At 42.4% G+C, this 14579-nt stretch carries 14 protein-coding genes; 6 read left to right on the forward strand and 8 right to left on the reverse strand.

Annotation, left to right across the window (positions count from 1 at the left end; translation table 11 throughout):
• Nucleotides 1-23: 23 nt before the first annotated feature.
• Entirely contained in the window at nt 24-842 is an 819-nt protein-coding gene (locus CES81_RS12130) for an ABC transporter ATP-binding protein (RefSeq protein WP_089122004.1), read from the forward strand.
• The gene (locus tag CES81_RS12135) at nt 842-2854 is read left to right on the forward strand and encodes an FtsX-like permease family protein (protein WP_089121992.1); all 2013 of its coding nucleotides are present in this window, start codon (nt 842-844) and stop codon (nt 2852-2854) included. The genes CES81_RS12130 and CES81_RS12135 overlap by 1 nt, the downstream gene beginning before the upstream one ends.
• Before the next feature lie 255 nt (nt 2855-3109).
• On the opposite strand, the gene rsgA is transcribed toward CES81_RS12135, so the two are convergent.
• Entirely contained in the window at nt 3110-4171 is a 1062-nt protein-coding gene (rsgA, locus tag CES81_RS12140) for a ribosome small subunit-dependent GTPase A (RefSeq protein ID WP_089121993.1), read from the reverse strand.
• A 373-nt stretch (nt 4172-4544) separates the two neighbouring features.
• Between rsgA and CES81_RS12145 the strand changes: the two genes are divergently transcribed.
• From CES81_RS12145 to CES81_RS12160, 4 genes are all read left to right on the forward strand, one after another.
• Nucleotides 4545-5471 (forward strand): ABC transporter ATP-binding protein, encoded by a 927-nt coding sequence (locus CES81_RS12145; protein WP_089121994.1) that lies wholly within the window; start codon nt 4545-4547, stop codon nt 5469-5471.
• Nucleotides 5464-6240: a hypothetical protein gene (locus CES81_RS12150; protein WP_089121995.1), complete on the forward strand. Its 777-nt coding sequence runs from the start codon at nt 5464-5466 to the stop codon at nt 6238-6240. The genes CES81_RS12145 and CES81_RS12150 overlap by 8 nt, the downstream gene beginning before the upstream one ends.
• 278 nt (nt 6241-6518) lie before the next feature.
• Nucleotides 6519-7226 carry a LytR/AlgR family response regulator transcription factor gene (locus CES81_RS12155; protein WP_089121996.1) on the forward strand — a complete coding sequence of 236 codons (708 nt, stop codon included), beginning with the start codon at nt 6519-6521 and terminating at the stop codon, nt 7224-7226.
• Complete coding sequence (locus tag CES81_RS12160; RefSeq protein ID WP_089121997.1) at nt 7223-8506, forward strand: sensor histidine kinase; 1284 nt, start codon at nt 7223-7225, stop codon at nt 8504-8506. Before CES81_RS12155 ends, CES81_RS12160 begins: the two co-directional genes overlap by 4 nt.
• A gap of 85 nt (nt 8507-8591) precedes the next feature.
• Here the strand turns inward: CES81_RS12160 and CES81_RS12165 are convergent, their stop codons facing one another.
• The 7 genes from CES81_RS12165 to CES81_RS12195 all read right to left on the reverse strand — a co-directional run bounded on the left by CES81_RS12165 (nt 8592) and on the right by CES81_RS12195 (nt 14418).
• Nucleotides 8592-9293: a hypothetical protein gene (locus CES81_RS12165; RefSeq protein ID WP_089121998.1), complete on the reverse strand. Its 702-nt coding sequence runs from the start codon at nt 9291-9293 to the stop codon at nt 8592-8594.
• A 43-nt stretch (nt 9294-9336) separates the two neighbouring features.
• A complete protein-coding gene (locus CES81_RS12170; RefSeq protein WP_089121999.1) occupies nt 9337-10062 on the reverse strand; it encodes an ABC transporter ATP-binding protein in 726 nt (241 codons plus the stop codon).
• A gap of 269 nt (nt 10063-10331) precedes the next feature.
• On the reverse strand, nt 10332-11246 hold the full coding sequence (locus CES81_RS12175; RefSeq protein ID WP_089122000.1) for a sensor histidine kinase: 915 nt from the start codon (nt 11244-11246) through the stop codon (nt 10332-10334).
• Complete coding sequence (locus CES81_RS12180; protein WP_089122001.1) at nt 11243-11914, reverse strand: response regulator transcription factor; 672 nt, start codon at nt 11912-11914, stop codon at nt 11243-11245. Before CES81_RS12180 ends, CES81_RS12175 begins: the two co-directional genes overlap by 4 nt.
• Nucleotides 11915-12136: 222 nt before the next feature.
• Nucleotides 12137-12373, reverse strand: a complete 237-nt coding sequence (locus CES81_RS12185) for a hypothetical protein (RefSeq protein WP_089087808.1) — start codon at nt 12371-12373, stop codon at nt 12137-12139.
• Nucleotides 12374-12449: 76 nt separating this feature from the next.
• The gene (locus CES81_RS12190; protein WP_089122002.1) at nt 12450-13175 is read right to left on the reverse strand and encodes an SDR family NAD(P)-dependent oxidoreductase; all 726 of its coding nucleotides are present in this window, start codon (nt 13173-13175) and stop codon (nt 12450-12452) included.
• A 142-nt stretch (nt 13176-13317) separates the two neighbouring features.
• Nucleotides 13318-14418: an NADH-dependent flavin oxidoreductase gene (locus tag CES81_RS12195; RefSeq protein WP_089122003.1), complete on the reverse strand. Its 1101-nt coding sequence runs from the start codon at nt 14416-14418 to the stop codon at nt 13318-13320.
• Nucleotides 14419-14579: the final 161 nt, after the last annotated feature.

Genomic DNA, 14579 nt, shown 5'->3' on the forward strand with positions numbered 1-14579 from the left:
TACACAAAACTTTATATTATTTCATTTGTCAACTTGACAGGGCCAAGTGCATCGCTAAAACCTATCATACGCGCTTTAATGCGAACGCGGTCAACGCACTCACCGATATTTCATTATCCGTGGAAGCCGGTGAATACGTGGCCATCATGGGGGAATCCGGTTCTGGGAAAAGTACGTTGCTGAATCTCATTGCCGCGCTTGATAAGCCAACAGCGGGCAGTATTAATTTAAATGGTGCGGAATTAAGCACCATCCCAGAAAATCAATCGGCTAAATTCCGTCGGGAGCACCTAGGCTTTGTTTTCCAAGACTTTAACTTGCTGGATACCTTTAACGTTAAGGATAATATTGTGCTGCCACTGGTCTTAAGTAAAACCCCTGTCGTCGAAATGGAAAAGCGTGTGAAAAAACTAGCTTCACAGCTGGGACTAGCTGATAAGTTGGAAAAGTTCCCCTACGAACTATCTGGTGGGCAGCAACAGCGAGTGGCGGCCGCCCGTGCCCTGATCACCGACCCTGAACTGTTACTGGCGGACGAGCCAACCGGTGCCTTAGATTCGCATACAGCTGATGAGCTGCTCGAGCTCTTTGCTGAATTAAATGCTGAGGGGCAAACGATTCTGATGGTCACTCACTCTGCTGTGGCTGCCAGTCATGCTCAGCGGGTCTTGTTCATCCGTGACGGTCGCCTATTCCATCAGCTATACCGCGGTGATCTGACTCAGGATGAAATGCTCATAAAGATTAGCGACACGATGACGGCGATGTTGGCTAAGCAGGATGAGAACAATCAGTCTGACAGGCCATCTTCAGCCGCCGCAACCCAAAAGGAGGCAGAATAATGATGTTCTACTTCCGTTTAGCTGCCACCAACATTCGGGCGCATAAACGTATTTTTGTCCCCTTTATCCTGGCAATGACTTTACTCACGATTATGAACCTCGTCATGCTTTCAGCACACAGTGATGTCAAAACCATTTTTGCGAATACCAATGTGGGTATTCAGGCAGGAGTAGCTGAGATGTTCAAGTACGGCGCTTACGTCATGATCATTCTCGCGGTTATTCTGGCTTGGTATGCCAACGGTTTTTTGTTAAAGCAGCGAACTAAGCAGCTGGCACTTTACAGCGTGATTGGTTTTGGTAAGCGCGAGCTCCGGCGAATGGTGACTGCTGAATTAGCGATTTGTGCATTCATCAGCATCATCGGTGGCGTTATTTTTGGTACAGCCTTCTCCCGATTGAGTTATTTGATCTTAGGGAAAATGATTGGCGTACCCGGTAAGGCTGCCTTTGGTTTAAACCCCCAGCCAATTTTAGAAACGGCTGCAGTGATCGCCCTCATTTTTATGTTGCTAGTACTGCTAGACGCCAACTGGCTCCGTACTCATCAGCCACTAGCAATGTTGCAAGCTGTCAGTGCCGGTGAACGCGAACCGAAAACGCGCTGGTTACTGCTGATCGTTGGTATCATCACGACTGCTATTGGCTATGCGGCAGCAATTGGAATTACCGACGCGCTTGGCGCCTTACAATGGTTCTTCATTGCGGTGGTCCTGGTTATTATCGGCACGTACGCCCTGTTCATTGCCGGTTCCGTTTTTATTTACAAACGGCTTCGCTTGAACAAAAAATATTATTACCAACCGGCCCATTTCATTAACGTCGCTAATATGATTCACCGGATGCGTCAAAATGGTGCTGGACTGGCTTCGATTGCCATTTTAGCTACCATGACATTAGTTACCATCGCCACCACGATTACCCTTTACCGCGGTGTTCCACAAATTGTCGGTATGAATAACCCTACCGATTTTCAATATATTCGTCTGACGACGGCTGAAAAGCAGTCTAAAAGTGGTGTCACACCGGCGCAAAATCAGGCTGGCGTGACCGCTATTGCCAAAAAACATCATGTGACGATCACTAAGCGCAGTGTTGCTACAATCAGCGCTGCCTTTCCAGTTAAGCTTGGCACTGAGCACGTCAGTTTAGCTAGTGATAACGATTATAAGGGCACATTTGGGCCTAACAAAAACCTGATGAATGTCAGTATCATGACCTTAGCAAACTATAATCAAATGACCGGCAAGCACGTCCAACTTGCACAAAATCGAATTCTGTTAGGTACCACTAATAAAACGAAGCGCACACAGCTGTACTTTGGTTCTCGGAGAATGCAAGTTCAAGGGACCGCAGCGATGCCGTATACGGTCAAAAATGCGGCGGTCAATGACGGTCTTCTCGTTTTCAAGGATGATCATGCAATCTTACAAGCGGCCCGGTCGTTGAGCCCCAAGGCTGAAAAAAGCATCATGGCGGCTCTGGGGAGCATGCAGACAACGGTCTATCTCAATCTGAAGGGCTCAGATTCTAATCAAATTGCGATGACTAAGGCGATTAAACACGCTAATCTTGGTACGGTTAATGCAACCAGCGCCGCCCAAAACCGTAAAGATGTTCTCAACTGGATGAGCGCTTTTCTGTTCATGGGAATTCTCATTGGCATCATCTTTGTCTTAGCAACGGCATTAATTTTATACTACAAACAAGTAGCTGAAGGTCTCGCGGATGCTAAACGCTATAAAATTCTCCAACAAGTTGGCCTATCCGAACGTGAAGTACGCGCCACGATTAATTCTCAACTGCTGACCCTATTCTATATTCCGCTGATTGTCGCTGCAGTGCATACTGCCGTGGTCACACCGTTTATTCAGCGGCTCCTTACCCTCTTTGGTATCTACAATTGGGGACAGTTTGTTGGGATTGTTGCCGCAACATTAGCAGTCTTTGCGGTTGTGTACGTCATTATGTATAAGGCAACTGCACAAGTTTATTACAAGATAGTGAAGTAGGTAGTGACAGACACTAGCAACTGTCATATCTATGATACTAAGCGTTGATGAAAATCGTCAGCGCTTTTTTTAATTGGCCAGGCCATCTATTTTGACACTAAAAAGCCCAGATTTCCGTGAAGGATATCTGGGCTTCTTGCTGTTTACTGTTAGTTCGCACAACGCTGTATGTTTTTTAAAGTCATTGTTTAGCAAAATGTCTTTTCGTTTTCGCTTGGGTTAGGCCTATTAGGCTTGCGCCCTATCAAATAAGACTTAACGGTGTTTTCTTTGCTGAACTTCTTTTCGAAAAGCTTTCATCTGTTTTTTACCACCAAACATGCGGTTTATTTTGGCGTTTTCGCGTGCTTTACCCCGTAGATCTGTATTTCGGTCTTGTTCTGCCAGCAGTCGTTGATAATTTGCTAAACGATCGCTTGATAGCGTACCGGCACTGATTGCTGCCTGCACTGCACAACCTGGTTCATTTTGGTGGGTACAGTCTTTAAACCGGCAATTTTTTGCTAATTCTTTGATATCATCAAACGTTGCATCGACATCTGCATCTACTAATCCTAACTCCCGCATTCCGGGGGTATCGATAACAAGACTTCCGTTCGGCAGTTTGATCAGCTGCCGTGAAGTTGTCGTATGTCTTCCGTGAGCATCACTGTTCCGAACCGCCTGAGTAGCGATTTTGTCACTGCCCAGCAAGTGATTGATCAAAGTTGACTTGCCAACACCAGATGAGCCTAAAAACGCGTAGCTTAGACCAGGTTGCATAAATTCAGCGAGTGCGGTTAAACCATCTGGCTGGGTTGCATCACACACCAGAACGGGCGTATCTTTGACAATTTGTTTCACTTCTGCGAGCTGTGCCGGCAAATCATTTGCCTTATCAGCCTTTGTCAACACGATGGCCGCCTGGGCACCAGAAGATGCTGCGACCGCTAAATAACGTTCCAGTCGGCGCAAGTTAAAATTGGCATCTAACGCCGTGGTCAGAAGCACCCAATCAACGTTAGCCGCAACCAGCTGTGCGTCGGAACGACGCCCTGCCGCTTTACGCAAAAACACGGATTGGCGTTCGTTGAAACGCTCGATGATCGCCAAATCACTCGAATTACCAGGTAATCGAACCTGCACCCAGTCACCCACCGTTGGAAAGTCTTCAGGTGCAATTGCCATGTTTGCCAAGCGTCCAGAAACCTGTGCCTGAAACTGTCCTTGATCAGTCACAATTGTATACTGTAAGTGACTGGTAGCAATCACACGGGCTAAATCGAGTCCCTTAACGATCGGTTGTGTATCTGTCACACCATATTCATTTAATTTCAATCTTTTGTCCTCCTTGACGCGGAAGACTATGCTGCATTGTAGTCCTCCAGTGACGTGACAACATCCATTACAATGCCCAACATAAACGTTCACCCTTTCTTTCAGCGAATAAATCGCTATTTGTTGTTTATTATATCATTTATAAAGTGAGTGATGACATCAATTAACGCTACTAAAAACGCTTCAGCAGATTTAAACTGTTAGTTGGCTTTTTCTGCAAATGCTGCACTTAACAGCAAAAAGCAGTTCCTGATTTACTTAGTGACTGCATACTGGATGAGAACTGAAAGTGCAGTTAATAAACATTTAAGATTTCAATTAATAATCTATTAACATTAAACCATTATTCTACAAGTGTCAGGAGATGATAACCATGGCAGCAATCTTACAACTACAAAATATCACCAAAACCTTTGGTAAACAGCGTGCTCTGAATCACGTTAATTTAACCATTCAACCCGGTGATATTTACGGTTTAATTGGCAGAAACGGTGCCGGGAAAACGACGATTTTGAAAACGATTGTCCAGCTGCTTTATCCAAATGAAGGTAGCATCACACTGTTCGGTGCAACCTCCGGTAAAGATTACACTAAACAGCTGAAACGAACCGGCAGCGTTATTGAAACGCCCGTTGCCAACAATCAGTTAACGGCTCGTCAGAATCTCACCTACTACTGCAAAATCAAAGGCATCGTCGATAAGGATGCGATCGATGATGCGTTGGCGTTCGTGGGGCTTACCGATACTGGTAAAAAGAAGTTCAAGGACTTCTCGTTAGGCATGAAACAAAAGTTAGGCTTGGCAATCGCCCTACTTAATAAGCCGGATTTTTTAATTCTAGATGAACCTATTAACGGTCTGGACCCCATTGCCATTGCTGATTTCCGTCATTTACTGGTAAAGCTCAACCAGACTCAGGGCATGACGATTCTTATTTCCAGTCATATTCTAGAAGAACTCTACCAAATGGCGACCCGTTTTGGCATTATTGATCACGGAACGATTATTAAAGAACTCACTAAAGACGAGTTTGATGCTAAAAGCCGCGAGTACATCAAACTGCAAGTTGATCAGCCTAAGTTGGCAGCTACGGTGCTTAATAAGATGGGGATTGACGATTTCAAAGTTATCGATCAGCATACGCTCAATATCTATGATCTGTCGCTGGATAACGCGGCATTGGTAGAAATGCTTGTGGCTGCCTCAGTTAGTGTCACCACTATCGTCCGTGAGCACATTAACCTTGAAAACTATTTCAAATCAATCGTCGCTGAAAACGAGGTGACTCCAAATGCTTAATATGGCGCGAGCTGATATGTATCGTTTATTCCATTCTAAGGGATTTTACATCACCCAAATTCTGATGATTATTGTGACAACCATTAGTATCCTCACGTCATCAATGGGTATTATTGCTGGTGGTTCGGATGCACTTACCAATTTTCAGGCAGCCAATCAAAAAGTTGACTGGACAGGCGTCCAATGTGTTAAAGCGCTGTCTAGCGAAACGAGCATTCTGATTTACTTTATTTTGCCCTTATTTATCATGACGATTGGTTTTGAATTCTCGAGAAAAATTTATAAGAATCCGCTTAGCAGTGGCATGACGCGGCTTAACTACTTTATTTCCAAGTACGTTATCTTCCTGCTGATTTCGGTTTGTCAGGTGATTTTCTATTATCTGTTCATCTTTTTAGCTGGCGGTTTCAAGAACGGCTTTGGCAAAATCACCGGACATTTTTTAGTCAAATTACTTCAAACTTCTAGCATTCAATTACTAGAACTGAGCGCGATTTTTGCCATGGCGACGTTAGTCATGTACCTCTTCTTTTCAACGATCACTGCTGTGGTGACAACCATCATTTTTCCGTTGATCATTACAATTCTGGTACAGATTTTTACCAAGCAGCATTGGCTGAAGTATTTCAGCTTTCAAAATAACGTTGATTCTGCCTACTTTACCCACTACACATCTGGTCAAATGAATCAGTTGCTTTTGGCGGGATTCGGTACCATTCTCGTTTGTTTAGTATTAGCCTTCTTATCCTTTAGAAAGCGCAACTTGTAAACGACTGAAACGGATGAGGCCTTATTGAAGTAACTACATTAAATAAATGGTCTGGTTCTTGCATTTAACAGGAATTGGACCATTTTTAGATATGGCAGCATGTGGAGATGCGTGCCTAATTAAACTAATTTGAAAACTCACGCTAATGTTCTGGCTGTTCTTGACATAATAAATACGGAGAAACTATTATCAGGTTAAGTTAACATTATCGCAGTTTGCGTCATGACTGAGTTCATAAAATTATAGCAGTGTTAGTATCTTTTGGGGGAGATGATGGGATGATTCGAGTAGCAATTTGTGATGACGCTCCAGAAATGACCGGCGAAATTGAACGAACTCTTGCAGCGTATAATCCCACACTGTTTGACGTGTCCGTTTTCTTCACTGCAGGAAAATTAATTTCATCGCTGCAATCAAACCAATATGACTTCTTCATTCTTGATATTGAATTACCATCATCATCAGGGATCGATATTGCGAAAGAAATTCGTAAGCATAATTTAACTGTACCAATCGTTTTCCTTACCAATTTTAGTGAGTACATGGAAGATGTTTTCCAAGTTCAAACATTCGACTACATTTTAAAGCCGATAACGAAAGAAAAACTGTTCCCGGTTATCAAAAAAATCATCAAATATTTGGATTTAGATGACACCTATTTCTCGTTCACGTATAAACGAATTGAGTATAATCTAAAATTTGCAGAAATCGTTTACTTTGAAAAACAAAAACGTATCGTCATTACCCATACGGTACAGCAGACCTTTCAAGCTATTATGTCGACGCCGGAACTACTGCAAAAATTAAACGCTAACTTTGTACAAGTTCATACCTCATACATTGTAAATATTAACTACATTAAAGAAGTTGGAGCAGATCACATTATTTTAACGACAGATTTTGAGTCAATGAAAATACCTATTAGTCGAAAATTTAAAACAACTGCAAGAGACGCAATCATTATGAAAATGAGGAGTAAATTATGATCGATACTGTAATCCGATTATTGAGTTTTTTGATTTACATCTTTTTACTCAACTTCTTTTTTTCGAGTTGGTCAGTAACTAGTCGGCTATCAATTAAACGCATTTTAATCCTTTTAGGGTTAGCTGGTATCGTTTCACTAGCAGCATTTTTTACGTCCGACAGTATTGAACCGTTCATTAACATCGTTGTGACACTAATCGCAATGATGACGATTGCCAGCCAGTATGAGGTTCCCAAAAGAGATCTGTTTTTCTGGATGGTCATTCTACTGGCAATTAACTTTATCAGTGAATCAATTTCCCTAGCCATTTTTGATGCATTACTATCGCCTCAATATGATGCACAGAATCTATTGTTTGTCATTATCACCACTAGTATTACGATGACAATTGAGATTTTGATATTTTTAGCACTTAAGCTCATCTTTTTCCGACATCATCTTATCCTTGAATCTTTAAGTTGGCCTTCATTGGTTGCCTTAACTTCTATTCCGGTAGTATCCATCGTCGTTTTATTTAGTTTTCTGCTGGCTAAAGTTAATGCCACGATTCAATCAACCTACTTCGTACTGCTAGTAGCATTGGGCGTCCTTTATATGAATCTTTGTATTCTATACTTGTATAGCAGTTTCACCAAGCAACTTCGAAAATTAAATCAAATCACATTGCAAAATAAGGCTCTTTCATATCAGCTAAAGTATATTTCCAATTTAAAAAAATCGCAGGTAAAGTTAGCTTCCATTCGACATGATCTGAAGAATAAATTAATCATTCTTCGTGGCCTACTGGAACAGAATCAAATTGATGAAGCCAAAGTTTATTTACAAGAATTAACTGATGAACTTAATGTTCGTCAAAAATTTTATACCCGTGATATGATCTTGAATTATTTGCTGAATGATAAACACGAATTAGCCAGGCAAGCAAATATTAAATTTGAAATCAAAGTACTTCTATCCGAGCAAATCAACGTCAATAAAGATATCCTGGCAGTTTTAATTGGTAATTTAATTGATAACGCCTTGGAGGCGTCTAAAAGATTGCCTAACCCAACTGATGCTGCAGTTTCTTTAGTTATTAAACAATTTCAAGATAAGCTTCTGATCGATATTAAGAATCACTACAATCCGGAGGAAACAGTCACACGTCGTAAACGTCAATATGATGGACTCGGTACTAGAAATATCAAACGGATTGTTGCTAAATACAACGGACTATATAAGCAATGGACTGAGGGGACCAATTATCTGGTAAGCATTATTTTATTAAACGTAAACTAAGAAGCACCCCATTTTTCTGGGCTGCTTCTTCTTTAATTTCTATCACAAAGTATTCGCACTTGACGCTGATACCCTACTTCAATCACTAAAGTGCCTCACTCTTATCAATTTCATTCCCCATACTGATGCAGACCATGGTGGCAATTACAATTAGTGCAACTGCAATCAGTAGTGATACGAGTTCATACGACATTAGTGCAATTGCAGCTAAGTTTGAAAGAAACACCACAAAAATAATGCTGGCTGTAATGCCTTTGACGGCTGAATCAAGCTTAATGCCGATAAAACTAGAAAATAGGACAACTGTCAGTGTTAAGCAAATACAAACAATCGTTGACACTATAATATTGAGAATGTGTGTAAACGACTGATCCTTAGTTAGGGGTACGATGACATCCGTCGTCATAAAAGTCAGGTTTGATACTAACAGCCCAACAGCCATCGCTAAACTTAGAGATGCAGTAAATGCTTTGGTTTTGGTATAAAAAAGCGCCTTACGACTAATTGGCAATAAATATGTTTTGCTTTTATTCATGCCAACGTAGTCATGGACTAAATATCGACCAGCTAGTACCGTCCCGTAAATTGCCAGCACACACATTGTTCCAATCGTCGCTAAGGCGAGTACAGCATTATAGTGTGTTAGCATACTGCTGCCATCTTCTGTGTCAAACCTGCCCACTATTGCAAAGAAATATAGAAATAGTAGTTGTAGGCCCCCAGTTGTTAACCCAAGGGGTAATAGCATTTTCTTCATATGCGAAAACTCAAAGTCGAAGTATTCCAACGTCAAGACCTCCTAAAATAATGACTACCCTTAATAATTGGTTTCAATTTAACGACACCGTACAGTTAATAAAACTGTGGTAAAAGCCCATTAACCCATCAGAAAATTCTTCATTAATTTTGGTGATGCTTTTAATACAGCTTGTCTGCCCATCTGCTATTACAACAGCATCCGTAATGATGTCATTTAAATCAGCGAACGAATGGCTGGTTATAATAACAATCTTGTCTTGAGAGTGCTGTTTGATCAGATTTTTGGTTAAAACAACACCGTCAGGATCCAAACCATTAAAAGGTTCATCAAGAATCAAGATTTCGGGCTTATGAGAAATGGCTACTGCTAGTAGTAAACGTTGGCGCATGCCCAGTGACAAGTTACCTATCATTTGGTTTTCAGATACGTTCAAGCCAACATTTTCTAAAATCGGTGACCACTTCTGAGGTGCAGTAAGTCCAAAGAAGAAGTAGTGTTCGTCAAGCAGCTCTTTAATAGATAAATTAAAAAGGCTATCAGACTGCGCAAAAACAGAACCGATTTTCTTCAGAAAGTCTGTGCGGGTATCCCGACTTAGCACCAAGTTATCGATGCTAATGTCCCCAGTATTTGTGACCAGTAGCCCACAGATACACTTAAGGAGTGTCGTTTTGCCGGCACCGTTAGGACCTACTAATCCATAAATACCATTGTTTCCAAAACGTAAGTTACCAATGCGCAAAATATTTCTGTTGCCAATTGATTTAGTGACGTGATTGATTTTTAGCCGTGTCAAAATTAAACTATCCCCTTTTTACTCCAAAACGGATGAAGGTCTCGTGGGTATTTGGAACATGTTTACCATATTCCTAAATATTTCAATTTTTTGTCCCGTGCTACGTTTAACTGCTTTGATGTAACGAATGACACTAATAAGTTGTTGAATCATGTCAAATTGACCCGCTATGCAGTATTTTTTAACGACTTTAATTTTGAACTCGATGGTATAAAAATTACCCCACAATAGTTAGATTTTTGGTTTAACTATTGTGGGGTAATTCATTATTACGCCCCATTCTTCTTTGGCTGATTAGCTATTTTAAAGGTTACTTGAATCTGAAATTGCAGATCGTTGGTATTCAGGCTAACTTGACCGCCCTGCATCCGTGATAGTTCCACAATAATGTATAGTCCCAACCCGGCATTCTGGTCTCGGTGAGAAAGGTCTTCAGTGTAAAAACGATCTAGTAGCCGATCAAAGTTCTTGATGGGCGTCATTAACTGATTAGTTGCTGTCAGCTGAACACCTTGATCAACGTGTTTGAGTTCAATGGTCGCTTTTTGATAGCCGTGATCCAAAATATTACCCAAGATATTCTGTAAAATTCGGGTGGTTGCTTCTTCATCCAGTTGCCACATGATGTCTGGCTCAATCTTTAAAGTCGTCATAATTTGTTTCTGCTGCAACGCGTCGTAATAATTCAAACAGGTCTGTGTCAGCAGCTTTGACAGGTTTAACTGCTTCGGGGTAATTGTGATCCGATTTTCTAATAGCCGGTTATACAGCAATAGCAGATTAAGGTGCTTTGATAATGTTTGCAAGTTTTGATTTAACTTACTGACCTGCTGGTGCTCAGCTTCAGGCAGATTTTCGTTGCTTAATAATAACTGCGAGTATCCACTAGCAACCGTTAACGGCGTCCTCAGGTCGTGGGAAATATTATGAATTGCTAAGTCTAACTGCTGCTGGGTTTGAACTGACTGCTGATGGGTGGCTTGCTGCTTGGCAATCAACTGATTGATTTGCTGGGTCAAAGCCACAACTGCTGCGTTGCGAGTTTTGACCTTCAACTGTTGATTTGTGGTGTGCTGGTTGATGAATTTTAACTGGGTGATTAAAGTTCGGATATCCATCATTATCAGCAAGAAGTAAGTTAAAACGGCCAGTAGAATCACAAGGATAATTGCAAATGGTATCATGCTAACCGCACCCCGATCCCCCAGATGGTTTTGATATAAGCACGGTCTGGATCCAGTTTGGCTAACTTATTGCGCAAATTACTGAGATGAACGTTGATCGTATTCTCATCCCCCATATAAGGTGTTTGCCAAACCTGTTCATAGAGCTGTTCTCGGGTAAAAATCTGTTGCGGGTTCATCAATAGCAATTTTAAAATGGCACATTCCTTTTTCTTCAGCGGACAGCTTGCAGCGCCCTTTTTGACCACGAATTCCTGTGGGTACAGCGTCAACTGCTGATAAACAATGGGCTGTTCATCATTTACATCAACCCCTGTTTGTCGCAGCTGTACCATAATGCGTGCCTTTAACACGTTAATATCAAAGGGCTTCGTTACGTAATCATTAGCGCCTGCCACCAGTAAATCAGCAATGTCTGTGGCATCATCTAATGCCGTCAGCATGATGATTGGCACTTGGGAAGTCTGGCGAATAATTTGCAGGACCTCGTCCCCGCTTTTTCCAGGTAACAAGCGGTCTAATAGAATCAATGACACCGGATACTTTTTAAACAGCAGCAAGCCCTCAGTACCTGAATAGGCGCTAATGACTTGGTATTCGGATGATAGCATATTGGTCAAAAGCCCCTGCATGTCATCGCTATCTTCAACGATCAGGATGTTTTTCATGGTAGTCACCTCTACTTCTTAAAGTAAGCTTATGGCTTGAAGGTGATGAAAACAAGTGCGATTTTGACTGAGTTTTAAAATCTCAATATTTAGTTTTCCCAGATATTGATAATCATATGGCTACAAAAAGGGCTCTGACAGCAATGCCAGAACCCTGTGCTTTACGTATATTTAGTGTTATTCAATTATTTATCTAAGTTCATTATTAAGTCTATCTCAACATTAGTTAGCCCGGTAATAAGCCTTGACGTTAACAGAGCCCGCTTGAGTTTGACTGCCATCTACTGGGTCAGCGTGATCAAACGTGTATTTCTGACCATTTTGAGCAGTAATATTCTTCAAACTGATGCTATCAAGAATATTACTAATCTGCCCACTGGTTATTGGTTCTCCTTTGGCAACTTCATTGTCATAATCGCCACCGGCGTGGGACAACGTTGTACTATCAACAGCATTCAAGGTTAAGGGAAATTACCGAATAAAATAGACCGGTCTTCCGTGACTTAGAAGAACCAGTCTAGTTGGTTTACCATTGCTAATGGCCCGTAATGACCTTCTTAACTAATTTCAAACCGCCAAACCGCACGACGGTTTTACCCTGATGGTGATGATTATCGAGAATTAATTTAATCACGGAACCGGCGCCGTCCTCAACGGAACGCATGAAACGGTTATCCATGTGGTTGTTCAGGTCGGTAGTGACACCGCCTGGTACCACGCCGAAGATGTCTACAGGAATATGCTGTGATTTGAAGCTTTTACCGAACATTTTCGTCATCTGGTTTAAAGCTGTTTTACTGGTATAGTACGCAAACGGGTGAAAAAACCGATTACTGTTTGCCGGAATCGTCATATTAATGATGCGGCCATGATTACGTTCCAAAATTGGGGTAAACGTTTTGATCAGTTCGAAGTTGCCGATGACGTTAACATCCAGGGTGGCTTTTAAATCGGCCGTCTTGGTATCCAGCGGTTCAGCATCCATATCACCGGGAATACCAGCGTTATTGACCAATACCCGCAGTTCTGGGTGAACGTTAGCAATTTTATCGGCTGCCGCGTGGATGGTTTCCAAGTCGTTGAGATCGATTGGCACCCATTCCACGGTGACCCCTTCCGCTTGTAATTTTTGAACGGCTGCTAATCCGCGTTCCTTATTCCGGGCGCCTAACAGAATCGTCCAGTCCTTTTGTCCTAGCTGGCGGGCAATTTCAAAGCCGATACCCTTGTTGGCACCAGTGATCAATACGGTATTTGACATTTTAAATCCCTCTTTACTGAAATTAATAGTAACTATAGTTTAACATGCAATTAACCCGCAACACCCAACTGGATTTCCTGATAAAAAAAGGCCGATTCATTGCTGAATCGGCCCTTTATGAAGTTAATTGTTATTTAGATGACTAATAACGCGGAACTAGGAACTGGTAAAGCGGGTGCGTAAATGACGTATACTTGATGGCATCGGCAAAGTCACCGGTGACCATGTCTGAGTCATTGCCAGTCATCAACTTTTGCACCCAAGTTGGGTCCACTAACAGTTGCTGACCGACCGCCGCAAATTCAGCGTTCGCTAGTAATCCTGCAACGTCTTTCCGGTTGCGCACGCCGCCAACACCCACCAATGGTTTGCGGCCGGCAATTCGTTCGTGTAAATAAGCTAGGATCGATTTTGCCTGATACTTATCAGCTTGTGCGATCCGGTCGTATTTGTCCAGCGAAACGTGCAGGTAGTCCAGTGGCGTCTGCAAAAGCTGGTCCACTAAGTAAAAGGTATCCTCCAAGCTGATACCAGGCGTGGTAAACTCTTCTGGCGAGAACCGGTACCCCACAACAAACGGGCGATCAGCGTACTGGTTGACCGCGGCAAACACGCTATCTAACACCTGCTTAATAAACGTGAACCGCTTCTCTCGGTCACCACCATACTCATCCGTGCGCTGATTAGACTGCGGTGAATAAAACTGCTGCAGTAAGTACTGGTTAGCGCCGTGGATTTCGACCCCGTCGAAACCGGCTTCAATCGCCCGCTTCGTTGCCTGACCGAAGGCGTCAACGGTCTGATGGATTTCAGCTGACGTCATCGCTCTTGGGGTCGCGGTTTTTTGTGAGCCATCACCGTGCTGACCCGCAACTGCGCTGGCGGAGACTGCCTGCTTGCCATTTAAAGCATCTAACCGGCTCATCCGGCCAGCGTGAAAGATTTGCACGAACGCTTTAGCACCCTGAGCCTTGATGGCGCTGGCTAAGTTTGTCAATCCCGGTAAATCTTCGTCGTGGGCAATACAGAGTTCACCAGGCCAGCCCTTTCCCATATCAGTCACGTTAGCAGCACCGGTGATCACAGCGCCAACGCCCTGAGAGCGTTCAGTGTAGTAGTGGATTTCGTCCGTGGTGATCGTACCGTCATAAAAGCTTTGTAAAGTAGTCATTGGCGGCATCATTAGCCGGTTTTTAACGGTTATGCCAGATTGAAACGTAAATGGTTCTTGATAGTTTGTCATCGTATTATTCCTTTCCCATAACATCTATTAATTAAATACTACGTGGCGTCTTCCGCAGTGTCAATATCTGCGAATGAAGGCACTGAAAAAGAGGCCGAGAGCATTACACTTGCACTTGGCCCTGTCAAGTTGACAAATGAAATAATATAAAGTTTTGTGTA

Source organism: Secundilactobacillus pentosiphilus (assembly GCF_002217985.1).
GTDB classification, from domain to species: domain Bacteria; phylum Bacillota; class Bacilli; order Lactobacillales; family Lactobacillaceae; genus Secundilactobacillus; species Secundilactobacillus pentosiphilus.

Bases quoted from the DNA above. Each gene is read 5' to 3' on its own strand.
- CES81_RS12135 (WP_089121992.1), top strand. From the start codon at position 842: ATGATGTTCTACTTCCGTTTAGCTGCCACCAACATTCGGGCGCATAAA.
- CES81_RS12145 (WP_089121994.1), top strand. From the start codon at position 4,545: ATGGCAGCAATCTTACAACTACAAAATATCACCAAAACCTTTGGTAAA.
- CES81_RS12150 (WP_089121995.1), top strand. From the start codon at position 5,464: ATGCTTAATATGGCGCGAGCTGATATGTATCGTTTATTCCATTCTAAG.
- CES81_RS12155 (WP_089121996.1), top strand. From the start codon at position 6,519: ATGATTCGAGTAGCAATTTGTGATGACGCTCCAGAAATGACCGGCGAA.
- CES81_RS12160 (WP_089121997.1), top strand. From the start codon at position 7,223: ATGATCGATACTGTAATCCGATTATTGAGTTTTTTGATTTACATCTTT.
- CES81_RS12175 (WP_089122000.1), bottom strand. From the start codon at position 11,246: ATGATACCATTTGCAATTATCCTTGTGATTCTACTGGCCGTTTTAACT.
- CES81_RS12180 (WP_089122001.1), bottom strand. From the start codon at position 11,914: ATGAAAAACATCCTGATCGTTGAAGATAGCGATGACATGCAGGGGCTT.
- CES81_RS12190 (WP_089122002.1), bottom strand. From the start codon at position 13,175: ATGTCAAATACCGTATTGATCACTGGTGCCAACAAGGGTATCGGCTTT.
- CES81_RS12195 (WP_089122003.1), bottom strand. From the start codon at position 14,418: ATGACAAACTATCAAGAACCATTTACGTTTCAATCTGGCATAACCGTT.